The following is a 26937-nucleotide window of genomic DNA, read 5'->3' as shown; positions in this document are numbered from 1 at the left end:
TGTTGCGAAAAAGTTTTACAAGAATAATTATTAATACAAATCGGAATAATCAGTCAGATAACATAAATAATTTAAATTGGAGTAGATAGAAATGACGACACATAAAGTACACAGTTGGTTAGGCGTTCCCTATGCCAAAGCTGAAAGATTTGCTGAACCAGAGTTGGTTCCTTTTGATGAAACAAAGCAGTATGTTAAGTATGGACCAGCACCTTTGCAGGCTGGCGATACAAGTTGGCTGGGAGCCGTTAGCGGACTTAGCGAAGATTGTCTAAACCTTAATATTTGGGCCCCTGAAGACATGGGGGAGGAACCATTACCAGTTGTTGTTTATATTTTTGGTGGTGGCTGGGTGTTAGGATCAAATACACAAGCAGTTTCTGACGTATCAGGACTAGCTAGTACTGGTCGTGTGATAGGCGTTTCTATTAATTATCGCCTTGGACCGTTTGGTTGGTTATCACTAGCACAGTATGGTGGTAAATTAAAAGATGCAACTAACCTTGGTCTTAAAGATATAATAACGGCTCTTAAATGGATTCAAAAAAATATTGCTTATTTTGGCGGTGATGCTAATAATGTCACAGTTACGGGACATAGTGCAGGTGCTTTTTCATCATTAGAACTATTATCAGCGCCTAGTGCTGACAATCTTTATCATCATTTAGCAGCTTTTTCTGGTATGCCTTCTCGATTAGTGCCTCAATGGGTGGCGCAAGAGCGTGCTCTAAAAGTGTTAAAACATTTTGACTGTGTTAATAATCCAGAGCACTTATTACAGGTCGATGCTTATGAATTAGCTGAAGCAATGAATGCAACTCAATCACCTGATCCGGGTACTCCACATGGCATTGACAATGATGTGATAGCTGTTACTGACGATAGTCAACTAATAAATGGGGTTATAGCTGATCACCCGATGCATGTTCTTGAATCTGGGAAACACAAAGATGTAGATATTCTATTTAGTAGTACCACAGAAGAAACTTTTTATTGGGTCTTAAATCGGACAAAAGATTTTGATCCAGTGACCCTTGACAGGCTTACAGAGCAATTTGCCCACAGTATGCGTATTCCTTTATCTAGAGCCCAGCAAGTAATCAATTCCTTTGCTGATGATACTTTGAAGCCTGTAGAGGTAAGGGGATTATTATTAACGCATTTATCCTTTACATTACCTCAAATTCGTGGAGCAGTGGCTCATGCTAATGCAGGTGGAACATCACATGTGTTAGTTGTTGCACCTGTCAAAGGAGCGGAAGTCGCTGTCCATGGAACAGAGATGTACGGCATTGTTGGACAGATTAGCCCTAATGCCAGTCAAGAACAAATTGATCGGGACAATTATATTAAAGACACGTTATTAGATATGGCGGAAGGTCATTCCGATCTTACTTGGGACGCTGTTAAAGTAGATAAAATAAGTGCTAAAGGAATTGGAAACATGCCTTATAATGCTACAGAACATAGTTTGGATATTCTTGAAATATTTAAAGGAATAGACCGTCCTTAATAGTTTATAGCAAAAAGTGGAGGTCAATTCATTGTTGGCTAGCTGACTCAAATTGGTGTTTTTTGGAGATAACAAGTATGACAACAGTTTAAAGATGTGTTGGCTTCTCGCTTCCGCAGACGACCGAAAGCTAAAACTAGCGGTGATTGTTTTTGATAGCAAGACATAATTTTTTGACCTTTTAAATTTTGTTCGGATTAATTATAGATTTTGCATTTCTGAATAATTGGTGGAGAAAACTATATATTATTGTGAAACATTTGAGGATTTTCTTGGACTTAGAACGAATAAAGGGAGATACAAGGACTTGGACCGAAAAACATTTATTTCTAAAGACGTTATTTATGTAATGATAGCCACTTTTTTCTATCAATTTAGTATTCAGTCGGTAAATCCGTTAATCAGTGGCTATGTTACACATTTAGGTATTACTAGTACTCTAGCAGGTTTAATTGTTGGTATTATGAGTATTACTTCATTATTTTTAAGACCTATTGCTGGAAATCTTACCGATAAAATATCAAAATATGGGTTAACATTTATTGGTGGTATTCTATGTGCCATTAGTGATTTTGGATATATGTTTTCTTTTAATACTGCTTGGTTATTCTTTTTTAGAGTCATTAATGGGGTTGGTTTTGTCTTATGCACTGTATGCTTGGCAACCTGGTTGGCTTTCTTGGTGCCGCGCCAACGTGTTGGTGCGGCGATGGGGTATTATGGGTTGGTAAACGCTCTTTCTATGGCAGTTGCCCCAGTTTTGTCACTTGAGATATATCAAAAAGTAGGGTATAAAATGATTTTTCTTTTGGCCGCTGTCAGTGCGATTGCCGTGGTAATCACAATTCAGTTTATTGATAATCGAGCCATGCCATCTTTCGTTCGTAAGGAAGCGACACATTTTAAGCTGATTCAACGAAGTGCATTACCAGTTGCATCAATTTTTGCTTTAATTTCTATTCCATATTTTGCGGTCCAGGCTGACATTGTAATGTATGTTCGAGCAAGTAATCTAAATATTACTGTTAGCTTATTTTTTGTAATTTATTCAATTGTTTTGATTTTTAGTCGAATTTTATTAAAAAACTATTTTGACAGTATTCCCTTTGGTGTTTGGTTTTATATCTGTATGATTGTGACTGTGGGCTATCTTTTTTTCTTAACCATAATGCATAACAATTTAGAGATGGCGTTAGCTGCGGCTTTGATGGCCATTGGGTTTGGAACAATGGTTTCTGTTTGCCAGTCTACAGCTCTATTATTAGCGCCTTTGCAAGAACAGGGGCTGGCTACTGCAACTTACTATTTGGGGAGTGACATAGGAATGTCTTTAGGACCAATTCTAGGTGGCATTATTACAAATATTTTACCAATAAAATTACTTTTTCCAGTTATGATTTTAATTGTTCCAGTAGCTTTTAGTATCTATTTTTTTAATCATAAGAATTTGAACAGTGCGATTAGACATGATTAGTACTAGGAAAAATGTGATGAACTTAATTTGAATAGTCTCGGAAACTTTCAAGTTTTCAAAAAAAGAAGGCTCGTAATGCGAGCCTTCTTTTTTATACATATATATTAAAGAAAATGATGTTGTTTGTGTGTCTGTTACGGCGCCAATTTAAGCGATCATTTATAAATGTTTAGTTGTCAAAGCCAAGGATGCTTATCCGCATCATGATAAGCATATTTCGATGAAGTATATGATGCATTTACATTTGATAACAACGTATGATGAGCAAGCATTTACCTTAGAGAAATTAAAAAAACATGGCGCGACCTCTATCAGAGGACCACGTCATGTGCCGGATGATTTAGTAGCGTTGTTGAAGTAGATAACTAATTAGTTTATTATCACATTGATACTTTAGAATCTCTGTTTAGAGATGTTTTTGCCAACTAAGCACGCGATTTTGCATTCCTTTGAGATCTAAGATACCGTTTGCAAATCCTTTACGAATTAATTCTTCTGGTACATATTCATCATATTTTTCAAAAACAGGCACTTCTTTTTCATATACCAATGCCAAAGGATCAAAATCGGTAGCTGCTTCTTCTGCTACGATTTTATAAAATTCTGCTTCACTGACAGACATGGTAAATTGTAGGTAATATGGTCGTGATGAATTCATGCCTTTCAACCCAAGACGTTTACCACAACGGATTTTCAGAAACCGCTCAAGCGCAAGGAACGCGTAACTGCCAAGCCATGGAAACAATGCCCACATTTTGCCACCAAGATGAACCAGTGGACGATTAGCCATTTCTGCCTTTTTAAACGTTTCTCTGGCTTCTGCTAGACGGCCTCTAGCTTGTGGCATTAAGTAGGAATAGTCTTTTTGCTCTGCAAGGACATCGTGCATACGTTCTAGGATTCTGGTGTGAATATCCCCAGCGACATCTCCAAAGTAGGCTGGTTTGTTACCTTTAACGAGCGTACAGTATACCTCACGACGTTTGTGATCAACTTCATCGACAACCCATACACGTCCTGCTATGGCAATCTTGTCACTGACTGGTGGTGGCTTGACAATTGTACCTAACTCTTCTGATCCTGCACGGACTGTATATTCGATGTTTTCTTGAAAGACCCCATAAAATTTGTAGTTGTTAACAATACGTTCACCAGCAAGACCAACAATTACACCGCCATTTTCGGTACGATTGATATGATCGATTGTGATCAGATGACGCAGTAAAGTTCCGAAGTCCTCTTGATTAATTCGATGAAAAGCAGAAAGCGTTAGGACGCGTGAAGCAAGTTCAGCAAGTGTCATTTCGCCAGATGATGCCAATGTACTCATTGTTTGGTGATAAAGCAGGGAAAAAGGCAATTTGTCTGTTTTGGGTGGTTCTACAAAACGTTCTTCGATATATAATTGTACGAGAGCGATACCCTGAATAAGGTACCAGGGCACCAAATCTGGTAGCATAGCACGAGCTTCTGGGTGGTCTTCGCGCATAACAAACCACATTTCAGAAGGGTCACCTCTTCTGCCGGTTCTGCCCATACGCTGTAAAAATCCGGAAACCGTAAATGGTGCATCTAGCTGAAAGGCGCGTTCTAGTCTACCAATGTCGATACCAAGTTCTAGTGTTGCGGTGGCACAGACGCTCATGAGAGAATCAGCATCTTTCATGGCTTCTTCAGCACTTTCTCGATAGGCTGTTGAAAGGTTTCCGTGATGAATAAGAAAACGATCCGGTTCGTTGTTGACTTCACAGTACTGCCGTAAATTTTGACAGACTAATTCACACTCTTCTCGCGAGTTAGTAAAAATGAGGCATTTTTTGCCACGTGTATGTTCAAAAATATAGCCTATACCTGGATTTGCTGCCTTTGGAGCTTTATCTGTGGCAGGTTCTAAAGCAGAGGTAGGTGGGGCTGTTATCACGCTATTTATCGTCTCGTTAGCTTGTGGTTCTGAATTAAAAAAGTGTTCGATTGACAGTCGCCATACTTCTTTTCCACCGTCAAACTTTGGGATGATAGTTTCTCTGCCACTACCTGCGGCAAGAAATTTACCCGCTGCTTTTGGATTTCCGATTGTAGCTGATAATCCTATTCGTCTTGGATTACTGCCCGATAGTCGACAGAGGCGTTCAATTAGCGAAAAGGTTTGTCCACCACGATCCGAACGTAAAAGTGAATGTATCTCATCAATGACAATAAAGCGTAAATCACCAAAAAGGGCAGGGATTTCCATAGACTTGTTTATCATCAAAGCCTCTAAGGACTCCGGTGTAATTTGTAAAATACCGGCTGGTTTGCGTAGTAATTTTTGCTTTTGACTTCGAGGGGCATCCCCATGCCAACGTGTGACTGGAATATCAGCTTCTTCACAAAGCTCATTTAATCGACCAAATTGGTCATTGATCAAAGCCTTTAAGGGGGCAATATACAGTACTCCAACTGAGCTTGATGGTTGTTCATCAAGTAGGCTTAGAATAGGGAAAAAAGCAGCTTCCGTTTTCCCAGAAGCAGTAGATGCCGTTAAAAGAACATTCTTATCTGTGTTAAAAATGGCATCTCCGGCCGCATTTTGAACAGCGCGCAGGGTTCGCCAGCCAGACCGGTAAATGTAGTCTTGAATAAAAGGCGCATATCGGTTATATATATCCATGTGAATACCTCTCAAATTGTAAATTCAGAAAAATTGTCAGCCACTTTGTTAGAAACAGCCTCTGATTTGGCATAAGAAAACTCATCAGAATCAAATATTGTGTCAATGGATAGATTTGGATTTTGATATAAAATGTCTAATACCTCAATGAAATCACGGATAATCTCGCGTGGGGTAATATTTAAATCTGCTCCGATGCGTTCATATTCAATTCGGATAAAGGTGGCGAGGTTATCGTCTGTCATCTTTTTTTCATAACTATAGAGATCTGCATGCATAATAGCCAACTTTTCACATAGAATTAGCATCTCTTCAGCTGTTAATGGTTCTAACTTGATGACCGGGGCCAACAAATCTCTAGCGCCTGGTTTTGAAAACTTACCTTCAGCTAGACGAGAACGCAGGGCCTCATAACTATAAACACCGCGACGTTTATCTTCTATAGCTTGTGGAGTAGTTCCCATGATGATACCAAGATATTTAGCTTTACCTTGCAGTGTGTCATTGTACATCGTTAACAGTTTTTCATAATTATATTGACGCGTGATACTATTTGGAATCTTATAGATATTTACCAGCTCGTCAATCATAATTAGCATGCCAGAATAACCAGCTAATCTAAAGAAAGCAGCGAAAAGTTTTAAATATTCATACCAATTATCATCTGTAATAATAATATTAATATCTAAGTCCTTTTTGGCTTCACGTTTTAAAGCATATTCCCCACGGAACCAGCGGATGACTTTTGCTTTCAGTTCATCGTCGGCGTTGACATAGGCATGATAATAGGAAGAAAGTAATTTAGCAAATTCAAAGCCGTATACAAGTTCACTGACTGAGGAAGTGACTGTGTAAATATTTTGATCTACCATCGCAGTCAACCGAGGATCACCTGGGGTTAGGCCACTGTCGCTGGCTGCTTTTGTTTGAACGCTGCTAATCCAACGATCCAAAATTAAGTTAAGTGCACCACCTTCAGGTTTTGTTTTTGTAGATAGATTACTAATTAATTCGCGATAGGTTGCAAGACCTTGACCTTTTGATCCTTGAAGACGTCGTTCTGGTGATAAATCTGCATCGACAACAATAAAGCCACTGTTCATCACGTAATTACGAATCGTTTGCATCAGAAAACTTTTACCTGAGCCATATCTACCAACAACGAAGCGAAAAGATGCACCGCCTTCTGATATGATATCGACATCGTGTAAAAGTGCCTGAATTTCATTTTTTCTACCCACCGTAACGTAAGGTAGTCCAATTCTAGGGACAACACCACCCTTTAAGGAATTTAATACTGTTTGTGCAATGCGCTTTGGTACTTTTTGAGTTTGTTTTGTCATTTCATATTTCTCCTAATTATTTCAATTAAATCGTCCCGATAGTCTTCAATAAGAAAGATGGTATCGCCGTCACATTGTAGAGCTGAGTCGCCGATGTCATCAAAAAGCGTTTCATTTAACGTGTCGGTAATCACTTCAGGCATGCCATGCATATCACGGATCATGTCTGTGACAGATTCGCCTCGAACTAATAAGCTTAATAATTCTAACTGGGTCTTGCTTAGTGACAGCGTAGGCTCTGAATCAATAACAGGTATTTTTTCGAGGCCAGTCTGTTCAGTGGATGGCAATATGTTATTATGCTTTGGTAATACGTTTTCAGAAGTATCTTTTTCTTCGTCAGTTAACAAACTGTCTCGTGTTTCAAACGCATCGCTTCTAATTTTATCTAAATTTGAAAATTGAATGGTAACCTTAGGCTTATCTGCTTTCAAACGAGAATCACGGTCAGCTGCAATGACAGTTTTAACGTACGGTGCTGCCCAGGTTTCTGCATCTCGTGCTTTTAAAGGATAACCAGTTTTTAAATAAAGTCGTAACATACGATCTGTTTCACGCAAAAGACCATCTAACTTTTCTTGATGAAAGTTAAATTTTTGGTAACTCTGTTCGTACCACGCATTATCTTTGTAGGTATATTTTCGGATATCATTCAACTTGTATATAAGTGGCTGTTGTGGCGTTACTTGGTAATATACGGCGTTGCCTAGAGGGTACCAAAGATGAGAATGTATTGTGCCAAAGCACGCAGAAAATAAGTTATTATCCATTTTTATAGCTGTTCGCCACACTTGAGCGAATAACTGTGTGCCGTGTTTTTCATGTTTTTTAAGGACAGCTGATGCCAAAATTTTATGTCTTCCAAAAAGACAAAGCGCATCAAATACTGCTTTGTCTTCATGCTTTTCTGGATCACCTAAAATCATGATTGCATTATCTCTTTGTAATTTTTCGGTATCAGCGTACTGATACGTCGTGTCTGGTTCTATACCATTTATTACTGCTAGTTCAAACAACCATTTATGGCTGTTTAAGCGTATACGATTATCTCCAATACCGGAGTCCAGATAATTGATTTCAAATGCTTTTATTTTTTGTAGGCTGTCTATCACGGATGATGTGCCTATGCCATTAACCAACTCATACAAATATAGGTATGCAAGTGAGGTCGTGATTTTTTTATAAATGCCTTTTCGGATGTTTGTTCGCCAACTAAAATAGCCGCGTAATTGTTTCAAACCAAGATCATGGTAGGTTGTAAAGTAGCGGTGTATGTCGACATTGTAGGAGAAAACATCTTCGTAGTCGGCCATAAATTGTCCTTGGACATAAAAATTCCGGCATTTTTGCTTGAAAGAGTTATCACCGTAAGCATAGAGTTGGCTCATTTTTATCATTTTTTCAGGAATTTTATTTTCTTTGACATCAGAAGTCATTCCCTTAAACGTCAGAGGAACCGCGTGGTATTGTTGCTGTTGTATAGGTTCAGGTTCGGCGTTTAGAACAATCGTATTACCGCTTTGTTCGTTCTTTTCAAGTGCATTATCAAAAATACGATATATAACATCTGGGTCTGTGCTGTCGTCAAAATGGACGCCTAACCACTTCGGACCGCGCATTCGAAAAGGTGACGAAAGGTAAGACGGTAAAATATCAGTTGGTATTTCCTGTGCGTATTTGATGTCACAACGCTCGATATTATCACCAGAAGTAGCGTTTTTTTGACGCATCAAAACAGCCACCCATTTATTTGTGCTGGGATCTACCAACACCGAAAAACTAGGGAATTTAGGCCATTTGTATTGTTCGATAATATTATATTTTTCCTTGGCGTATAGTACTAATTCAGATAAATTCATGTTTTCACCAGAGTATTCTGTTATTTATAAGGTTGGTAGCCATACGTCCTAAATATTTACGCAAAGATAGGTGAATAAACAACTAGGACAGTTAAATTCATCAATAATTTTTGTTATTTAAAATGTATACTACCGTCAGTATATGATGTACCGTAGCGTCACAGTCAATATCATTTTCCTTTTCATATGATTTTAATATCTTTATGACAAAATTATTCAAATTATAGGTCTTGCGCAAATTTTGTATAATACAGGTATGGGACATACCTTTCACCGCTTTCAATTAGTTTTAGTCAACGAAATTGTAGAGCCAGTCTTAACGCCAAAAATGGGGTTAAGACTGCTTTTAATTTACCGCTAAAACCGCTATACTATTAGTATAAAATCAATAAGGAGTGTGTGGAAAATGACAAAAAGAGTTCAAGGTTCTTGTACATCAATTTTAGTTGGTAAAAATGCTTCAATCGACGGTTCAACAATGATTTCTCGAAATGATGATGGGCATGAAGCTTTAGATCCACAACGTTTTGTTGTTGTACAACCTGAAGATCAACCACGTAATTATCAATCTGTTATTAGTGGTGTAAAGGTAGAATTACCAGATAATCCAATGCGTTATACCTCAATTCCAAACTCACTTTTAACAAACGGAATTTGGCCTGCAGCGGGTATCAATAGTGATAATGTAACGATGTCTGCTACAGAAACAATTACAAGTAATCCACGTATTCAAGGGCTTGATCCTTATGCTGCTGGTGGAATTGGTGAAGAAGATCTTGTAACGCTCGTCTTACCATATATTCATAGTGCTAAAGAAGGGGTTGAACGTTTAGGCGATTTACTCTTAACACATGGCACATATGAACCAAATGGTATCGCATTTTCCGATAATGATAGTGTTTGGTGGCTTGAAACAATCGGTGGCCATCATTGGGCAGCTGTTCGTATTCCGGATGACGCTTATGTTGTTGCACCTAACCGTCGAAATATTGATATGTTTGATTTTGATTCAGAAGACACACTTTGTTCTGAAGATTTAAAAGTCTTAATTGATAATAATAAGTTAAATCCTGATTTTGAGGGTTACAATTTACGTCATATCTTTGGTAGTGCATCAATTAAAGATACGGTCTACAATAATCCCCGTACATGGTACGGTCAACAATATTTCAATCCTGAAATTATTCAAGATCCAATGGATCAAGACTTACCTTTCATTTGTCATGCAAATCGTAAAATTTCAATTGAAGATGTTAAATTTGTTTTGAGTGCACATTTTGAAAATACGGAATACGATCCTTATGGTAGTGCGCCAGAAGATATTAAAACACGATTCCGTCCAATTGGGATTAACCGTAATCATAATGTACATTTATTACAAGTTCGTAATGATGTACCTGATGAGATTGCTGGGATTCACTGGTTAGCTTATGGTGCAAATACGTTTAATACAATTGTGCCATTCTATGCGAACGTTAATGACACACCAGAATCATATAAAAATGCGACAGGTGAATTTGATTTAAATAATATGTATTGGCTCAGTTGTACAACTGCATTGTTGGGCGATACGAATTATGACTTCTACGTAGATATGCGAAATACATTTGAACTTGAAGCAATGAGTGCTTACCATGAAATTCAAAATGTTGCTGATAAGGCAGTTAGTTCACAAGCAAATATCACAGCATTTTTAGAAGAAATGAATAATAAGTTAGCTACAGAATCATTAAAACGTCAAACACAATTGTTAGGTGAAATGGTTATATCTGGTTCCGAACAAATGAAATTACGTTATAACTTAAACGATTAATTATAAACAAAATGAAAAGTTATCATTAAGTTGATAACTTTTTTTGTAACAATTATTTTAATTACTAGATTTAGGCAGCACTTTTGAGTAATATGGTACCATTTCATATGCTAGTAAAAATCAAATTTAGATCACTTAAATATGGTTTATATAATTCTTATTATAATGATAACAAGTATAATAATATGCTTTTTGCTAAAATTAACGTTTTTAAAAATCTTTAAGCTTTCTTTGATTTCACTTATTGTAAAATAAGATTCGTGATTGGAGAAAGTTAATGGTTAAAACGATAAGTCAGTTAATTCGAAAAAAACGTAAGGCACTTAGTCTAACAATTGAGCAGCTTGCTGAAAAGTCTAACGTTTCTATTAGTTTGATTTCTAGAATTGAACGAGGGGACGTTGCTAATATCAGTATTAATAAATTATCTGATATTGCCAGTGCGCTAGAATTGGAATTGTCAGACTTCTTTAGTAGGCAACAGTTTTCGGATATACCTACTTTAGAATTATTACAATATTTTAGTACGTTAACAGATGAGAAACGTGAGAAATTATCAAAATCAATTCTTAGAATTATTCAATTATAAATGATAATGATTAATAATGGATTATGTTATTTTTTTATAGAATGCACAATTTTTCTGTCTTTGTATTCTTTAGTTAAATTAATTTCAATTATTTTAGGTTTTAAATTTTTCGATAACTTTAAATTGGATAGTAATAAATTAGAATTGTCCATGGTAGATCGTCATCTTCAAATAATAGATCTTAACCAAGAAACTTTCCTGGTTAAGGGTTATTTTAGTAGGAAATTGAATTAATTTAACTTAGATGTCAAGTTAAATGATAGATAAGATATCGTTAGTATTTGGAGAGAAATTAGAATAAAAAATGACATGAAATAGGTTAAATGTTAACATAAAGAGGATAATAATTCTGGGGAATAAGTTATTTTTTAAGTATGGTATTGGGGATAAAAATTTAACTCAAAAAAATATTTATGTTAATGATTGGAAATACTCGGAGGTAAGCATTTGTACAAGAAAAACATTCTCGATAAACAAGAATGGCTAATTTGCGAAATTATTTAAATATTAGCTTTGAACGAAACTGGTTTATCAAGAAAACGATTACGTGAGCAATTAAATGTTTCTGAAACGGCTGTAAAAGTTGCTTTACAACAATTGGATAAAGATTTAAATTCCGGGGATGAACCCTACATGATTATTACAAAAAATAACGTCCAATTATTAGGTAAAGGCGAAATGAATTTTAATCAAACGATTTATCGGTATATAAAAAAATCGATAAATTATCAGATTTTAATGGCCTTTTATACTAAAGGTAATGCAAAAGTTGAGAATCTAGATACTAAATTAAATGTCAGTGAGGCTTCTATTTTTAGAAGGATTAAGCGATTAAATTCTCTTTTAGAAGAATTTCATGTGAAAATTTCTCATGGTGTGATGTTAGGTAACGAAAGTCAAATTCGCTTTTTTTATTATTCATTGTTTTTAGGAATTGATTTTAAATTCGAACAATCAAGTGAAAATGGCATTATTATGGCAGTCATCCAACGGTTTGAGGAATATTTTGATTTTAATGTGAATGATAGTAGTTTAGTTAGAGTAAAGCTTTGGTTAAAAGTAACAAGTCAACGAATGATGGTTAACGATCAAGATAATCGTAGTATTTCAGTTGTTTTAGAAGACATGATAAAAAATAATTCTTTGTTCGATAGCGTTGAAGAAGAATTTGGCGAAATTGTTAAAGAGTTTAAGCATAAAGTTGATATTCATTTTGAAAGTGCACTACTTTACGCTTGGACCACGGCTTTTGTGCCAGTACCATGGAGCACCTTTGTTGCCCATGATTTCGTGGCCGTTAATCGTAAAAATAATAATAAATTGCAACAAGCTGTTGAATTTTTAGAAAATGGCTTTGAGAATAGCTTAGGTATTCAGGTTGCTGGAGGCGATTTAAGTGAGTCTTTATATCCAATTTGTACAGAAGCCTTTTTATTTCACGGCGTTTTAAAATCTGCTAGTACAGATATGATGGAAGATTATCGCCTTAGAAAAGATAATGAGTTAGTTCTTAAAAATGTAAAAAATGCCATGAGTGCAATGATTGAAGAATCGAAGGGCGATCCCGAATGGTATGCCTTTTATTCAAGGTATGGTGACTCATTTATCAAGACGATTATGTCAATTTTTAATGCGCGTTTATTGGCAAAAGAAAAATTATTAACGGTAGGTGTGGATTTAAATACTGAGGAGCGCGTTAAGGAAATGTTTATGATGTACGCCAGTCGGGAATTAAATATTAATTTACGAGTCAACATAGATGTTTACGAGTCTACTAAGAATTATGATTTAGTTATTACAAATTTTATGAGCAAAAATTATTTGAATTCAGCACTGGAGACATATATTATCACTGGATTAGGGACGGATAGTGATGTACTTGGCGTTGAACAAGAATTAATAGAGATACTTAAAAAATATTATCATACTCAATGATAATATTTTTTTGATTTGAATTAGTTATAAGCCTAAAAAAAGAGTAGATTTCTCTACTCTAAATTAACTATATTATTAAATATTCAGATATCGTAAAGCAAGTTGACAGTAAGTCATATTTGCCCAAGAAAACCAGTCTCTAGTAAATTGACTTGGGTCATTAACGTTAATTCCTTCATGACATTGTAATGTGTCATCATCGGTTTGACTAATGATATCTAAATTATTTTGCATAATTTCCGGATTATTTGATGTTAATCCCTCCATCGCTAACGAAATCGGCCAAATATATTCCTTTGGTGTATGAGGACTGCCAATCCCTTTTAAATATTTTCCCGAGTAATAATAGGGATTTTGATCACTCAGAATAAATTTACGCGTTTTTTGGTAGATAGAGTCATCAGGTGAAATATAACCAATAAATGGGAGAGATAATAGACTAGGTACGTTAGCATCGTCCATTAAATTGATATTACCTAAGCCATCAACCTCATAGGCAAAAATAGTTTCATTAGAATTTGGAGCTGATACGATTCCAAAATTTTCAATTCCAGATTCAACTTCAGATCGGAGACGACTTATTCTTTTAAGTAGCTCGACTGGAGCTGGTTGTGTTTTAGATAAGGTAAGCAACTCATCTAGGACACAAATGATATAGCAATTACCTGGAATATGATAACCATATAAGCAGGCATCATCACTTGGGCGGAAACCACTCCAAACCATACCTGTATACCCAATTGGTGCACCTTTACCACCATGACTCAATGTGTCTGTTGAGGGACCATTAGAACGATTAAAAATATAATCGGAAGTTTCATGATGTTGTTCCGTAATAAAGGTATCCACAATTAACTTTACAGTTTGCCAAAAGTTACTGTCTAAATGTTTTGAATATCCAGATTTTTGATAAAGTTCTGATGCCAAATGGATAGGGGCGCATAATGAATCAATTTCAAATTTTCTCTCCCAAACGAGATCAGATATTGGAATATTTGATTTATCAACTGTGTAGTGTGCACCAGAACTAGTTTCGTTAAATGCATTTGCATAAGGATCATGTTTAATATAGGCAAGTTGTTGATTAATAACGCCATGGATGAGATATGTTATTTCTGGAATCTTATCTGTTAGTGAAAGATAAGGTAGTATCTGAAATGTCGAATCTCTGAGCCACATGGCAGGAATATCTCCTGTAGCAATGAATATATCTGAATCATTTTGTACTTTAACCGTATTTGTTAGTGTATCAATGAATACATTACGAAATAATGCAGTAGATTTTTTTGAAGAAAGTGAAATTGTTTCTGAATAATCCGTAACTTGTTTAATTAGTTTTTCTTGATTTATCATTTAAATACCTCAAATCGTAAGTTATCATAATTACTTATTTAATTGGAAAGATACCGTAAGTTCTAATTTCTCCTGGACCAAACGATAGTAAATCAACGGTGGTAACTTTTGAATTAATGAAATGGCTAACTTTACCATTTAAATCGAGTTCAGCAATGTTACAAGTAGTATTTAATGAGAGATTGCCAGGTTGATTGATAACGTTATCAGTTGGATTATAAAGACGAAGTTCAAATCCAGTTTTATCATCTGATATTGAAAAACTACTCATAATGACCTTTAAATTTTGAACGGACATAATTGAATTGTGATTAACGTTAGTCTTTGCTGGATTCATCATGAAATATTGTAAAGGTGTTGAGAAGCGATTTATTATTTGATCTTGATAGAAAAGTTCATTTTGACTTAATTGGCGATGCTTATTTTGAAGTTCAATAGGCTTGAAGTCAGCTTCAACAACTAGCCCACCTTCAAATATTAATTCTTTATTTAATTGACTATCCGGAGTTGATACAATTTTTGTTTGTAGACCTGAAGCATCTGAGGGACGGCGCATTAAGTCAGGACGTCCTAAGAAACCTACTCCTCTAAACAATGTAATCGCTAATTTATCAAAAGATTTATCAATTAATTGAAAATCTTTCGTACCTAAGGTTAGAAAAGACCAACTTACTTCTTTATTATGTGAATTAGCGAAATGAATCATTGGTCGCATACTTGTTGGTTCTTCCTTATAACCAATTTGTTCCCAGTCTTTAAGGTGTTTGTCTTCAGTAGGACGTTCAATGATACCAAATGGGGTATCTGCGAACGAGCTAACGACATTCGTTAATTGTGTATTTAAAATAAGTCGCATACGATGATCAAGAATAGTATTATCAATGTGCATCTTAAATTTAATAACGTTAGAATTTTTTGTTAATGTTAATGTTAATTGATAATTTAATCGACCAGTTTTAGTTTTTAGTGCACGCTCCTCTAAGTTGATTGGTAAGGTCCACGAACCAGTAATTGACATAATTTGATATAATTTTCCTGATTTAAATGTTATTGAATCAGATTTTGAAAAATCTAAAGTTAATAACCAATCTTTGAATGCAGGAGAGTAGTCATACGTATCACCCTCATCACCGCTATCTTCAATTGTCATAAAATTAGAATATGAGTGATTATCAAACTTTGTTTTAAGATTTAATTGCCCGTCATCAAAAGAAATTTTGTAGAAATCATTTTGAATATCAGTAGATACTTCTAATGTATTTACTGGGTTGTTTTCAGAGACGGACTGAATGCAGTAGCCAGTCCAATCTGTAGCTGATATGATCGTTTTAAAAGCAATTTTAGTAATATAATAAAAATCATCAGTCATTTCAGTTTGATCACGGCGTAAAACTGCTGCATTTTCTTCCTTTTGATAAATAATATCAAAAGGAACATCAATGCCGTCTATTGTTTTAAGATTAAAATTAGCAAAAGAAGTACTAACTTCGAATTCACGAATTTCATTAACTGGTAAAGGAAGTGGATTCCAAGCAAATAAATTTAATTGTTTTTTATCTGAAATAGAAATACTTAGTTTACGAAGTAGATAATCTTTGAGTGAAAGAGATAATTGATCTGCCACAATTCCACGATGTAAGATATCTTGATTTGTTTTATCACTGTTACAGCCACCGGAACTATCATGAGCTTGTCCACGGGCAATAGTCTTCCAAATATCATCAATTAAACCTTGCTTTTCAGATATACCCTGATGTGTAGCAATAGCCATTAAAGGCTCGACTTCATAAGTCATTCTCCGTTCTAATTTATCGTAAAGCTGTTTTAAATCGTAACGAGAAGAATAGATTCCTCGATGTATTTTAGAATCTGATGGATCAATGAATTCTCCATTAAATGATGGTAAATTGGACTCCTTAGCTAATGCATCAAAAAATTTTGGATACGTACTTTCTTGAATAACAGAATCAGATTGTAAAAGAACACTATTAGCAGTTGCAAGTCTATCTTTTAAATTATGATCGATAGCTCGCTGGTCGCCACCAATTGGTAAAACAAGATTGTCAGATGTAGTATTCGTTGAGATTTTCTCCGTTAAATCGAAAAAGTTATCATTTTCAACTAAATCTACACCTGCATAATAGCCATTTTTAATATTAGCAACTAAAACTTTGGAGGAGTCATTACTTGTCCAGTAAAAATAGCGGGAATCGTTTTCTGTAGGGAACCCACGCCAGAAAACGGTGCTATTAATACCAAATCCATTATATATTTTTGGCATATCTTGTCCTTGTCCAAATGAATCTGGGAGATACCCAACTTTCATTACGCCACCTAAATTGTCAGCTAGCTTTGATCCAATTCTGATATTGCGAACAATAGATTCTCCAGAAGTAACCATTTCATCAATTTGAGTATACCAAGGTCCAATGAGTAAACGACCCATAGAAACATATTTTTTGATAAGATCTTCTTTTTCTGGAGCTGTATTTAGATAATCATCAATAATTGACATCTGTCCATCTAATAGATAATAATCTAGTTCATTTTTAGATAATGCCTCAAAAGCTTCGTCCATATGGAAGGCAAATTGAATTCGAGCCTCTTGACGTGTAAAATACCATTCAAAATCCCAATGAGTATGTGCGATTGCATGAATCTGTTTCAAATGAAACACCCTTTCTTCTCTTGAATTAAATTCAGATTATTCTGTAACCATGTCTGCATCCAATTTTCTTGCTTCTGCACGTTCATGGCGTTGGTTGATAATAACAAATGGAGCATATAGTGCAGTATCTAAGACAACTAAAACAGCAGTTAAAACGACTGGGCTTAGATGGAATGCACCTAATACCCAAGTGCTAATGAAAATAGGTTCATTACCAGAATTTAAAACTACAAGAGGTACAACCCAACCGATTGAAGTTACAACATATGCAATAATTGCATTTGTGACAGGTACAACAATCCATGGAATGAACATTAGTGGATTTAAAACAATAGGTAAACCGAAAATAACAGGTTCATTAATACCAAAACAACTTGGAATGAAACCTAGTTTTGCAACTTCTCGCTCTTTTTCACCTTTATTTGTGAAAATCAGCATTGCAATAATTAAACCAAATGTTGCACCAGAACCACCAATCATGGCGTAAACATTTGTCATTGTATTAGGTGAAATTGAAATATCAGCAAAACTTTGAGTTTCAGCAAATTTTGCAACGTTTTTAAGGAATAGTGGTAACCAGAAGGCTGAAATAACGCCCCAGACGATATTGAAACCATGTAAACCAAGGAACCAAAGGATTTGTTCTAATAAAATAACAATAATAATAGCTGGAAGCCCAACACCAACGCTTAACATTGGTGAGATAACAATATCAGCAATCATTTGTACTAATGAAACATAGCCAAGTGACTGTATTGTAATTCTTACGATACCAAAAATAATAAGTACTTCGGAAATTGGAATTAATGAGAAAAATGAATCGAAAACATTTTGTGGTACGTTACCAGGCATTTTAATCGTGAACTTACTTCTTGCGAATCGAGCGAACAACGAAACGGCAAGCATTCCAACAATTAAGGCTGTAAACATACCTTCATAACTAAAGAATGAAGTTGAAAAACCTTCAACAACTTTAGCTTTGCTATCCAAAAAGTTAACGTTATTAGGAATCATGACGAAGTATGCTGCGAATGCCAATAATGTGGCAATAATTGGATTTAAACCTTTATTTTTTTCGTCCTTTTTTAATTCCATTGCATACGAGTATGCTGATGAAAAAACAACGATTAGTGCAACAATACCAAGAGTAGCAGTACCAATGTAGCCGAATAAGTCACTAATACTTGTTAAAATGACATTATGAATATCTTTTGCTTTAATTAATGCATCAAGTTCCATTTTGATTAGATTTGAGAATGATCCGACAACAGTAAACGGAATTGTTCTAACAAAGGCATTCTTAATAGCTTGTAAAATGGTATTTCTTTCAACCCATGCTGAAACTTTTAAGAGTGGCCCCTGGATTTTTTCTAAGTTAAAATGCATAATAAAGACTCCTTTTAATTTTGTTTATAGAAAGCGCTTTCTATAAACAAAGTATAACAACATCTTTTTAATTTGTAAATACATATTTAAATGAAACGTGTTTACAAATTAAATTATATAATATAATATGTATATACAAATGTATAGAAATGAGGTAGACAAATGTACAGATATCGAGAAATATACTCAGATATTAAACGAGATATTTTAACAAATCATTATCGTGCCGGGGCTTTACTGCCAACTCAAGAAATATTAACCGAAAAATACCAAGTTTCTAGATTAACGTTAAAAAAATCATTAAATTTACTAATTGATGAAGGATTAGTTTATAGTAAGCAAGGGTCAGGGACGTATGTGCGACCAAGAATGGATAGTCAATCTACGGAGATGTTGCCTCTAGATTTACCTGTTGGTGTCACATATTCACATCGAGATCAAAAAATATCAAGTAAATTAATACATTTTAATGCCCGATTACCAACAGAAATAGAACAAAAAAATCTACAAATATTATCTAATGATCCAGTTTATGAAATTAAAAGGGTTAGATTGATTAATAAAAAGGTCTATAGTTTTGAGCACTCAGTGATGCCGGTCTCAATTGCGCCTATCGATGAAAAGGTATTATCAGGATCCGTGTATGACTATTTAGGGAGTCACGCGAACTTACAGTTAACAGATGCAAGACGAGTGGTTTATGCTGAACCAGCAAACAAAGAAACTAGTCAAGTTTTAGAAGTTTCCTTGGATAGTCCAATTTTTGTAATTGATCAAATCGCTTATGATCAAAAAGGCCGCGCCTTTGAATATTCGACGTCAAGATTTGTGAGCAATCATAATAAATTTGTCTTAGATGTTCATTTAAATAAAAACAACTAAAAAAGAGATTCCTGCAATATACTTTTTTTTAACCGATTTTAAAATAGGATAGCATAAAGTAGAGTAGTTTGTGATCGTAACTAGCAGTGATATTGTGGGACAATACGCGATATGTGTTGAAGTAATAAATAAAGTATGGAAAGGAGGATGCAACAATGATAATAAGACAAGAAGAAATAGAAAACGATTATAGTTTTTCACAATCTACCTTAAACGTAATTGTTATGGATTCAAAAATAACCAGCATTTCTTTACCCGAATTGAATTAATTTTGCATAAGAAAAGGCATCTGTCTTTCGACAAATACCTTAGTATTCCGCCACCAACACCAGTTGACAAAGAGCCCTTTTTAAAAGAATAATCAGTTAATCTTTAAATCTGAGCGGTATTAAAATTGAACCGAGTGGTTATTTAATACTGATTCAAAATCTCAAAATAACATATATAAAAAAATTCCCTTGAAATATCTAGACATTAGGTAAATAATGTGGGTGTAGCGAACTGTGTAGGAGTAAAAATGATATGGGGGTTAAAAAGATTTGGTTCGCGGAAATAATATGTAGGGGTGATTAAATGAATATGCTAGTTAGTGATTTTGATGGAACGATTTTGAGAGGTGACTTTGTAGATAAGAATACAAGAGAGACTATTGCGAAACACAACAAAGAAAATGATCTCTTTGTTGTGGCCACCGGAAGATCTCCAAAATCGATAGTCAATGCGAAAGAAAAATATGGTCTACCTGAGTTTAACTACGCTCTAGCATCAAATGGCTCAATAGTAATTGATAGTAGAGGTCAGATTATTAAAGCATTCTATCTGAACGGGGAGCAGATCAATGCGATAAAAGAAATAATTAATAAATACTTGAGTTCAATCGAACGAATTATGATTTCAAGTAGTGACAATGAATTACGTAGTTTCGATAAATTAAATCCTAGCTCGGATAATATTTGTTCAATTACTGTCGTAGCAAGTACTAAAATTATCAATGCTATAAGTGAGAAAATAGCAACGAAAAGAATATTGAATTTCAATCGCAATGGAAAATACTTAGACATTACGCGTGTGGGTATTGATAAGAGTACTGCAATTAATTGGTTGGTTAACATAAAAAAAGTAAATATTAATAATGTGTATTCTGTCGGAGATGATTATAATGATATAACAATGCTTCAAAGCATTAATAAGTCATTTACTTATAATGATAGTCCGTTGCCTGTCAAGACTGCTGCTAGATATTTAATAAATGTATACAGTGATATAAGTAATTATGTGAAGAAAGAAGTAGAATAAATGAAATCGCTTACATCGGCAACTAATCGTTTCTTCAATTCCAGAATTTTGACTGGAATCAAAGATGGGATGATATATACCATCCCCATTACAATTGTAAGTTCTATTTTCATTATTCTTGTACAATTTGATATTAATCCCGATTTGAAAGTCTTAATGAATCGATTGATTACTTTTTCGTTCAACATTTTAGGTGTAGTAAGTTGTTTAGGAATTGCTTTTTCGATGACTAAAAACGAAAAATTAAAACTAGAAACAACTATTACCGCACTAATTTCATTTTTAGTTCTTTGTGGAGCAGAAAATGTAAAAATAGTAAAGAATATAACCATTGATTGGATTGGAAGCAAGGGGATTATTGCAGCGATGTTAATCGGAATACTCATCCCTATTTTCTTTGAAAAGATTGTTAACTTAAGGATTGGAAATAAAGTTTTTAAAGATTTACCGAGTAATGTTGGAATAGCTTTTGAGTCTTTAATTCCGATGTTTTGTTGTTTTATTGTTATAGGTGTCGTTCAATTTGTATTTCAATTTATCATAAAAAGAACCTTCGTAGAGACTATTTATACTCTTTTGCAGCTTCCTTTACAAAACTTATCGGACACGTTTTTTGGTGTGATTTCTATCTCGGCATTGATTTCAGTTTTTTGGTTTTTTGGCATTCACGGTAATTCCGTTATTGGTGGAGTAATAACACCGATTTTATTGACAAATACTATTGAAAACCAGTCGATTATAGCAGCACACCATAATCTAACAATAGTGAATGGAGCGCATATAGTAACTCAACAGTTTTTAAATCAATTTATTACTATGACAGGAAGCGGTATTAGTATAGGGCTTATTCTATCAATGATTATTTTTTCAAAAGAGTCAGGTAATCGCAAGCTAGGATTAGGTGCTTTTGTACCTTGTTTATTTAATATTAACGAACCAATAGTTTTTGGACTACCAATTGTATTGAATCCATACATGGTAGTACCGTTCATTTTTATTCCAGTTATTACCGGAATGTCTTTATATCTTTGTATTCTATATGGAGTTATTCCGCCGTTTAACGGTGTCATTCTTCCGTGGATAACACCACCATTAATTTCAGGCTTTTTGCTAGGAAGTTATAAATATGTTGTGTTTCAAATCGTAATTATCATTATGTCTTTTGTTGTTTACACACCGTTTTTAAAGCTGTACGAAAATAATAGCACTAAGTTAGTCTTAAAGGGAGCGCATAGTAATGGAAAATTTTGATATATCCGTAATCATTCCAACCTACAATCGGAATAAATTACTTGAAATTAGTTTGCAGTCACTACTTAAACAAAAACTGAATAATACGACTTTTGAAGTAATAGTTGTCGATGATGGATCGTCTGAAGAAACAATCTCAATTGTTAAGGCATTTGAGACATCACTGAATATTAAGTACTATTATCAGTCGGATAATGGATTTAAGGTTTCTGAAGCGAGAAATGCTGGAGCAAATATCTCTGGGGGTAAATATCTCGTATTTATTGATGCTGGTATTGCAGTTTGTAGTACATTTGTGAGTGAGTACCATAGAATTTTAGTAAATAATGAAAATAGTTTTGTGATTGGTTATGTTGCGGGATTTGATGATCATGATAAATATAAACAGGCAATTATTGATAACTTTAATGCGGCGGATGTCGATGGCACGATTCAAGTATTATTGAATTTAAATGCGTATGATCGCCGTGAATCAGTATACCAGTCAATGGGAGATGATTTGTCTAAGTGGCCAGCACCATGGGTAATTGGTTGGTCATGTAATATTGGAATATCAAAAGATGCCTATCAAAGAATCGGAGGATTCGATGAGGCTTACACAACTTATGGTGGAGAGGATGCAGATTTCGCTATTAACGCATTTGTGCATCATATTAGATTTATCCTTGATAGATCTGCGATTGCAGTTCACTATCCACATGAAAAAAATAAAAATACAGTAAGCACCGAAGAAGCTAAAAAATATACGCTAAGGAAAAGAAAATATATGTTCAATAAATATGGTTTAAGCTCAATTAGAACTTGGATTGGAACTAAAACGGAATTATTAAATGGAGAGTTGAGTAAAGCTGGTGGAAATAATGAAAACTAAGAACGTTGTTGATTTACACAATTTTATAGACGTTAATGATGAGAGATTGCGTAATGGTATGTTGAAGCAAACTGTTGTTGATTTTTTGGATAATTTTAATTATGTGGATCTAACTAGATTAAATCATTCATACACTGCAAATAGTAGCCAAATATCAAAGAGTGCAATTATTGAGGGGAATGTGTATATCGGTGAAAATGTTATTATTCAGGGGTTTGCTTACATCAAAGGCCCAGCAGTCATCAAAGACAATGCATTGATTGGGAAAAGTGCATTTATTCGAGGTGGCTGTTATATTGGGGAAAATACTATAATTGGGCATTCCTCGGAGATTATTAATAGTGTGATTCTGGATGATACGCATATTGCACACTTTAATACAATAACGCGGTCTTTTATTGGAAGTGATGTAAACTTTTCAGCTTATGCGTCGACTTCCAGCTTTAACTTGTATGATGAAATTGACGCGACTGGATGGCATAAAACAAAAAAAATTTTTTTCGATGATAAAACATATTTAAAAACAAGTTCAAAATTTGGAGCCATTATAGGTGATCACTGTCGCATTGGAGCTTACACTATGACATATCCAGGTGTTACAATGGGGAAAAATTGTGTTGCGTTGCCACATCTCATGATTAAAGAGGGTTTTTATGCAAATGACAGTAAATTATACTTACAAGATTATTATACTCACACAGTAAAAAAAGGATGTTAGACAAATGGGATCAAGAATAATGCATTTATCAATTGCACAAGTAATAAATAATAAGCATGGGTTTGGAAATGATTTTTTAATTGGAAGTATTACTCCAGATGTTAACAAAAATTCGAGAACACCCAAAGAGCTTACGCACTTTATGGTGAAACGCGAAGATGGAGAACATGATATGTTTCCAAACATGTTTCTAGAGGAGTATGGAACATGTTTGAATACGTTTCAACTAGGATATTATCTTCATCTTATATCTGATGATATTTGGCTAAAAACTGTTTATAAAAAATATATTTTAGAAAACATGAGTTATAGTAAGGATGAAGCGCTACGAAGATTCTATTTAGACTTTCACTATTATAATGGTATTCTGATAAAACAATATAAACTGGTAACTTTGAAAAATAACAAATACTTATCGACTGGGGTCAACGAAATAATTGATCGTGATATTAGTGAAATTATTGAAGACTTGGATGCTGATTTTGATGATATGTCTATCGAAGACTTTCCAGGTTTACTTAAAAAAGAGGATGTAGAACAATATATTAACGTTTGTGTAAAAGAATTTGAAATTTTTCTCTTGAAAGGCAGCTATGATGGTGTTAAATTTGTTTTTTATAACGATTTTTAGAAACAAAAATCTATATTATATAGTTTAAAAAAGTTGAAATCATTAAGGCGCTGCAACTATAATTTGAAACCTGGTGAACGGTTTAAATGATGGTCATTTCAGAATTAGATAGTTCTAACTCACAGAAAGTTTCAATTTTAATTCGTTCAGATTAGGTTATACTAGACAAAAGATCAGTTCCTAGAAAGTGTGTTTGTGGTAAACACCATTTTAAAGGAAGCTGACCTTTTTTGTCCGAACAGCGTTCGGATTAATTTTACAAGCTACCAAGAAGTAACAAAAATTAGCCATACTCCTTGCAGGAATCTCTTTTTTAGTTGTTTTCAATTATTCGTTTAAAGCTTTGTAAGTTTGAATTAAAGGCATGTTTAGCGATTGGCATGAGTAATTTTAATGGTAAATGTGAATGATCATTTTCAGACAAGTAAAAATTTTCTTCTAATAATGTTGTTGCATTTTTACTAGTCAAATTAAAAATTAGAGTGTATTCGAGTTTTCCTCCGGTACTTTCATAGTAGATTGTATCATTTTCTGAACTAACAGAAATTTCCTCATTTTTATTCAAAGCAGAATCTGTTCTGTGAATATTGAATTTATTGTTGTCAATTGGCTGTACCTGAATAATATCAGGTATCCATTTCAGTAAAGTTTCCGGATTTTTTAAAAACAACGCGATTTTTTCTTTACTTGATTTGATTGAAATAACATTTGAAAATAGTGGTTTTTCCATAGGATGAAACCTCCTTTTATTTGATGACTTCATCCTATCCAATTTGAGTAAAAATTAAAAATCAGTATTCTGATATTCTAAATATTTTTATAAATTTGTTCATTAAAAAGGCCAGTTAGTAGCTGTTGCTTTTCAGTAGCGGCTAAAAAATTATCTTTATCTTCTGCTCTTTTTGCAATTTGAGCCATTAAATAAAAAGAGTTGGCTAACATATAGTGTGAGTTATGATCAGTAGCGAATTTAACAGACTTGTTTATCCAATTAAGAGACATTGTTAAATTATTGAGCTTAAAATAAATAAGTGCTGTCAAATAGAATAAAATATTTTGATTTTCTTCATAAAATAATTTATTAAAGTCCATAAAAGTCTGATCAATATATTTCTCAGCCTTATTTTGTAAATTTTGCTTTGCATATATAAAGGCCAAAGAGACGGTACCAAGTCGGGTAAGGGTATCTGGCAGAATTTTATTACTGGAAGCAAGGGACAACTTAATATATTTTTCGGTAGCAATCAATTTATTTTCAGTATGTAGAGTTGCAATACCGATATAATAATAGTATGCCTGAAGTTGCTTATCCGTTTTTAAATTATTGGTAACCGTTTCTTTATTTAGAAACTGGAGTAACTCTTTGTATTGGTGTTGATTACATAACTTAGATACACGTTCATTGAATTCATTTTCTGAACTGATATCAAAATTTTCCAGAAGACTTATTTGGTCTAAAGTAATCGATAATTTATGACATAGTTGGATTAAGAGCTGTGCATTAGGTATGTATTTATTATTTTCAATAGCACTAAGCATCGATTGCGCACAAATATCTTTGGAAACTTCTTTTTGAGTTAAGTGTAGCGATTGGCGAGTTTCTTTTAAAATTAATCCTAAGCTATTAGGCATGATATAACCTCTTTCTAGTTTGAAAAAGTTAAACAGTAATTACTGGGATAATAACATAATGGGGCATAATGATAAAATTTCATGATTAATAAATCAAACTACCATTTTTCAATCATGTCGCGTACAATTAACCTACAATTGAATGTTAAAATTTAAATAATTTGAGAATTAACAAAAGGGGATAGAATCATGCGTGCAGAATTCCAAAAGCAACATACTGAGACCTATCAGATAGACAACCATAAAGGTCTAAACGGCTGGATATCTTTCTTCTTGAGCCTTAGTTTAATCGTACTATTTGTGACAAGTGTCTTAAAAATAACCGTTTTGAATCAAACTTATACTGAAGAAAAAATTTTAACAGATTCGAACGTGACACTTGTGACACGACAGATGAATGATGGTATTTCAAGTATTGCGACATTAAATGATGTGCCAACGTCAGCTGTTAAAGATGCTTTAACGAATCAACAAGTTACTAACATTGCGAAAAATAGTTTTAGTAACGTATATGCTGGAAAACAAACTGTCATCAATCCAACTGAGATTACCAATCAAGTTGCTAGCAACGTTATGAAAAAAACGGACACATCAAATCCGTTGGTTAGCGCTAAAATTGATGGGATTGTCGCAACTTTTAAAAGTAATTTAAGTGAATATTTGACGAATAATATCCAAACGCCATATCTTTCAAAAATTGCTAGTACAGTTAGTTCGGTAAAAGTAATAGTCCAAACAGCCTTTATGTATAGTTTAATAGCTTCTGTTATTTTTGCGCTACTCTTACTGGCTATTAATCGGGCATTCTTTATACCGCTTAAATACGTCGGATTCAGTGCAATCTGGAGTGGTGTTCTAGTTTCAATTGGTTCTGCAATTGCCTTGTACAGTGGCCTAATTGGTATTGTGTCTAGTAAAGCTTCTGTTTTTACTGATATTGTGAATAATTATATCAGTGACACATTTAATACCATGTTAGTGGGTAGTTTAATTTTACTTGCTGTTGGTCTAGTATTCTGGTTAATTGGTCGTAATAAAAAATAAAAAGCAACTGATGTTCAGATTAATTTCTG

General features: G+C 34.1%; 20 protein-coding genes. 12 read left to right on the top strand and 8 right to left on the bottom strand.

What is annotated here, in order from left to right:
* Positions 1-91: 91 nt before the first annotated feature.
* Both AC1RPG_RS00285 and AC1RPG_RS00280 read left to right on the top strand, forming a co-directional pair.
* Entirely contained in the window at positions 92-1513 is a 1422-nt protein-coding gene (locus AC1RPG_RS00285; RefSeq protein ID WP_481760892.1) for a carboxylesterase family protein, read from the top strand.
* A 349-nt stretch (positions 1514-1862) separates the two neighbouring features.
* Positions 1863-2987, top strand: a complete 1125-nt coding sequence (locus AC1RPG_RS00280; RefSeq protein ID WP_481761137.1) for an MFS transporter — start codon at positions 1863-1865, stop codon at positions 2985-2987.
* 406 nt (positions 2988-3393) lie between these two features.
* Here the strand turns inward: AC1RPG_RS00280 and AC1RPG_RS00275 are convergent, their stop codons facing one another.
* From AC1RPG_RS00275 to AC1RPG_RS00265, 3 genes are read right to left on the bottom strand one after another with little or no spacing between them, the layout of a single operon-like run.
* Positions 3394-5637, bottom strand: a complete 2244-nt coding sequence (locus AC1RPG_RS00275) for a DEAD/DEAH box helicase (RefSeq protein ID WP_481760891.1) — start codon at positions 5635-5637, stop codon at positions 3394-3396.
* A gap of 11 nt (positions 5638-5648) precedes the next feature.
* Positions 5649-6980: an ATP-binding protein gene (locus tag AC1RPG_RS00270; protein ID WP_481760890.1), complete on the bottom strand. Its 1332-nt coding sequence runs from the start codon at positions 6978-6980 to the stop codon at positions 5649-5651.
* The gene (locus tag AC1RPG_RS00265; RefSeq protein WP_481760889.1) at positions 6977-8839 is read right to left on the bottom strand and encodes a TerB N-terminal domain-containing protein; all 1863 of its coding nucleotides are present in this window, start codon (positions 8837-8839) and stop codon (positions 6977-6979) included. Before AC1RPG_RS00265 ends, AC1RPG_RS00270 begins: the two co-directional genes overlap by 4 nt.
* A gap of 406 nt (positions 8840-9245) precedes the next feature.
* Here AC1RPG_RS00265 and AC1RPG_RS00260 point away from each other — a divergent pair, with 406 nt between their 5' ends.
* From AC1RPG_RS00260 to AC1RPG_RS00250, 3 genes are all read left to right on the top strand, one after another.
* Entirely contained in the window at positions 9246-10652 is a 1407-nt protein-coding gene (locus AC1RPG_RS00260; protein WP_481760888.1) for a C69 family dipeptidase, read from the top strand.
* Positions 10653-10929: 277 nt separating this feature from the next.
* Entirely contained in the window at positions 10930-11241 is a 312-nt protein-coding gene (locus AC1RPG_RS00255; protein WP_481760887.1) for a helix-turn-helix domain-containing protein, read from the top strand.
* Positions 11242-11754: 513 nt separating this feature from the next.
* Positions 11755-13176 (top strand): AcpB/EbpR/MafR family transcriptional regulator, encoded by a 1422-nt coding sequence (locus tag AC1RPG_RS00250; protein WP_481760886.1) that lies wholly within the window; start codon positions 11755-11757, stop codon positions 13174-13176.
* Between the two features lie 75 nt (positions 13177-13251).
* Here AC1RPG_RS00250 and AC1RPG_RS00245 read toward each other — a convergent pair whose 3' ends face one another.
* From AC1RPG_RS00245 to AC1RPG_RS00235, 3 genes are read right to left on the bottom strand one after another with little or no spacing between them, the layout of a single operon-like run.
* Positions 13252-14529: a glycoside hydrolase family 125 protein gene (locus AC1RPG_RS00245; RefSeq protein WP_481760885.1), complete on the bottom strand. Its 1278-nt coding sequence runs from the start codon at positions 14527-14529 to the stop codon at positions 13252-13254.
* A gap of 34 nt (positions 14530-14563) precedes the next feature.
* On the bottom strand, positions 14564-17197 hold the full coding sequence (locus AC1RPG_RS00240; RefSeq protein WP_481760884.1) for a glycoside hydrolase family 38 N-terminal domain-containing protein: 2634 nt from the start codon (positions 17195-17197) through the stop codon (positions 14564-14566).
* Positions 17198-17233: 36 nt separating this feature from the next.
* Entirely contained in the window at positions 17234-18583 is a 1350-nt protein-coding gene (locus AC1RPG_RS00235; RefSeq protein ID WP_481760883.1) for a PTS sugar transporter subunit IIC, read from the bottom strand.
* A gap of 162 nt (positions 18584-18745) precedes the next feature.
* On the opposite strand from AC1RPG_RS00235, the gene AC1RPG_RS00230 reads away from it, so the two are divergent.
* The 6 genes from AC1RPG_RS00230 (at position 18746) to AC1RPG_RS00205 (ending at position 24232) form a co-directional block, all read left to right on the top strand.
* On the top strand, positions 18746-19465 hold the full coding sequence (locus tag AC1RPG_RS00230) for a GntR family transcriptional regulator (RefSeq protein WP_481760882.1): 720 nt from the start codon (positions 18746-18748) through the stop codon (positions 19463-19465).
* Between the two features lie 573 nt (positions 19466-20038).
* Entirely contained in the window at positions 20039-20761 is a 723-nt protein-coding gene (locus AC1RPG_RS00225) for an HAD-IIB family hydrolase (protein ID WP_481760881.1), read from the top strand.
* Positions 20762-22012, top strand: coding sequence for a PTS sugar transporter subunit IIC (locus tag AC1RPG_RS00220; RefSeq protein WP_481760880.1), 1251 nt, complete (start codon positions 20762-20764; stop codon positions 22010-22012). It abuts the gene before it with no gap.
* Positions 21999-22883: a glycosyltransferase gene (locus AC1RPG_RS00215; protein WP_481760879.1), complete on the top strand. Its 885-nt coding sequence runs from the start codon at positions 21999-22001 to the stop codon at positions 22881-22883. The genes AC1RPG_RS00220 and AC1RPG_RS00215 overlap by 14 nt, the downstream gene beginning before the upstream one ends.
* Positions 22873-23601, top strand: coding sequence for a DapH/DapD/GlmU-related protein (locus AC1RPG_RS00210; RefSeq protein ID WP_481760878.1), 729 nt, complete (start codon positions 22873-22875; stop codon positions 23599-23601). The genes AC1RPG_RS00215 and AC1RPG_RS00210 overlap by 11 nt, the downstream gene beginning before the upstream one ends.
* A gap of 4 nt (positions 23602-23605) precedes the next feature.
* Positions 23606-24232, top strand: a complete 627-nt coding sequence (locus tag AC1RPG_RS00205) for a hypothetical protein (protein ID WP_481760877.1) — start codon at positions 23606-23608, stop codon at positions 24230-24232.
* A 313-nt stretch (positions 24233-24545) separates the two neighbouring features.
* Here AC1RPG_RS00205 and AC1RPG_RS00200 read toward each other — a convergent pair whose 3' ends face one another.
* Positions 24546-24962, bottom strand: coding sequence for a hypothetical protein (locus AC1RPG_RS00200; RefSeq protein ID WP_481760876.1), 417 nt, complete (start codon positions 24960-24962; stop codon positions 24546-24548).
* A 77-nt stretch (positions 24963-25039) separates the two neighbouring features.
* The gene (locus AC1RPG_RS00195; protein ID WP_481760875.1) at positions 25040-25864 is read right to left on the bottom strand and encodes a helix-turn-helix domain-containing protein; all 825 of its coding nucleotides are present in this window, start codon (positions 25862-25864) and stop codon (positions 25040-25042) included.
* 189 nt (positions 25865-26053) lie between these two features.
* On the opposite strand from AC1RPG_RS00195, the gene AC1RPG_RS00190 reads away from it, so the two are divergent.
* Positions 26054-26908 (top strand): hypothetical protein, encoded by an 855-nt coding sequence (locus AC1RPG_RS00190; RefSeq protein WP_481760874.1) that lies wholly within the window; start codon positions 26054-26056, stop codon positions 26906-26908.
* Positions 26909-26937 lie beyond the last annotated feature (29 nt).

This window comes from Dellaglioa sp. CoH-57-MRSF-18, assembly GCF_056781995.1.
This window is presented reverse-complemented; position numbering and strand designations above follow the sequence as displayed.

Bases quoted from the DNA above. Each gene is read 5' to 3' on its own strand.
- AC1RPG_RS00200 (WP_481760876.1), bottom strand. From the start codon at position 24,962: ATGGAAAAACCACTATTTTCAAATGTTATTTCAATCAAATCAAGTAAA.
- AC1RPG_RS00275 (WP_481760891.1), bottom strand. From the start codon at position 5,637: ATGGATATATATAACCGATATGCGCCTTTTATTCAAGACTACATTTAC.
- AC1RPG_RS00280 (WP_481761137.1), top strand. From the start codon at position 1,863: ATGATAGCCACTTTTTTCTATCAATTTAGTATTCAGTCGGTAAATCCG.
- AC1RPG_RS00210 (WP_481760878.1), top strand. From the start codon at position 22,873: ATGAAAACTAAGAACGTTGTTGATTTACACAATTTTATAGACGTTAAT.
- AC1RPG_RS00235 (WP_481760883.1), bottom strand. From the start codon at position 18,583: ATGCATTTTAACTTAGAAAAAATCCAGGGGCCACTCTTAAAAGTTTCA.
- AC1RPG_RS00255 (WP_481760887.1), top strand. From the start codon at position 10,930: ATGGTTAAAACGATAAGTCAGTTAATTCGAAAAAAACGTAAGGCACTT.
- AC1RPG_RS00270 (WP_481760890.1), bottom strand. From the start codon at position 6,980: ATGACAAAACAAACTCAAAAAGTACCAAAGCGCATTGCACAAACAGTA.
- AC1RPG_RS00265 (WP_481760889.1), bottom strand. From the start codon at position 8,839: ATGAATTTATCTGAATTAGTACTATACGCCAAGGAAAAATATAATATT.
- AC1RPG_RS00220 (WP_481760880.1), top strand. From the start codon at position 20,762: ATGAAATCGCTTACATCGGCAACTAATCGTTTCTTCAATTCCAGAATT.
- AC1RPG_RS00225 (WP_481760881.1), top strand. From the start codon at position 20,039: ATGAATATGCTAGTTAGTGATTTTGATGGAACGATTTTGAGAGGTGAC.
- AC1RPG_RS00230 (WP_481760882.1), top strand. From the start codon at position 18,746: ATGTACAGATATCGAGAAATATACTCAGATATTAAACGAGATATTTTA.
- AC1RPG_RS00205 (WP_481760877.1), top strand. From the start codon at position 23,606: ATGGGATCAAGAATAATGCATTTATCAATTGCACAAGTAATAAATAAT.
- AC1RPG_RS00245 (WP_481760885.1), bottom strand. From the start codon at position 14,529: ATGATAAATCAAGAAAAACTAATTAAACAAGTTACGGATTATTCAGAA.
- AC1RPG_RS00195 (WP_481760875.1), bottom strand. From the start codon at position 25,864: ATGCCTAATAGCTTAGGATTAATTTTAAAAGAAACTCGCCAATCGCTA.
- AC1RPG_RS00190 (WP_481760874.1), top strand. From the start codon at position 26,054: ATGCGTGCAGAATTCCAAAAGCAACATACTGAGACCTATCAGATAGAC.
- AC1RPG_RS00260 (WP_481760888.1), top strand. From the start codon at position 9,246: ATGACAAAAAGAGTTCAAGGTTCTTGTACATCAATTTTAGTTGGTAAA.
- AC1RPG_RS00285 (WP_481760892.1), top strand. From the start codon at position 92: ATGACGACACATAAAGTACACAGTTGGTTAGGCGTTCCCTATGCCAAA.
- AC1RPG_RS00215 (WP_481760879.1), top strand. From the start codon at position 21,999: ATGGAAAATTTTGATATATCCGTAATCATTCCAACCTACAATCGGAAT.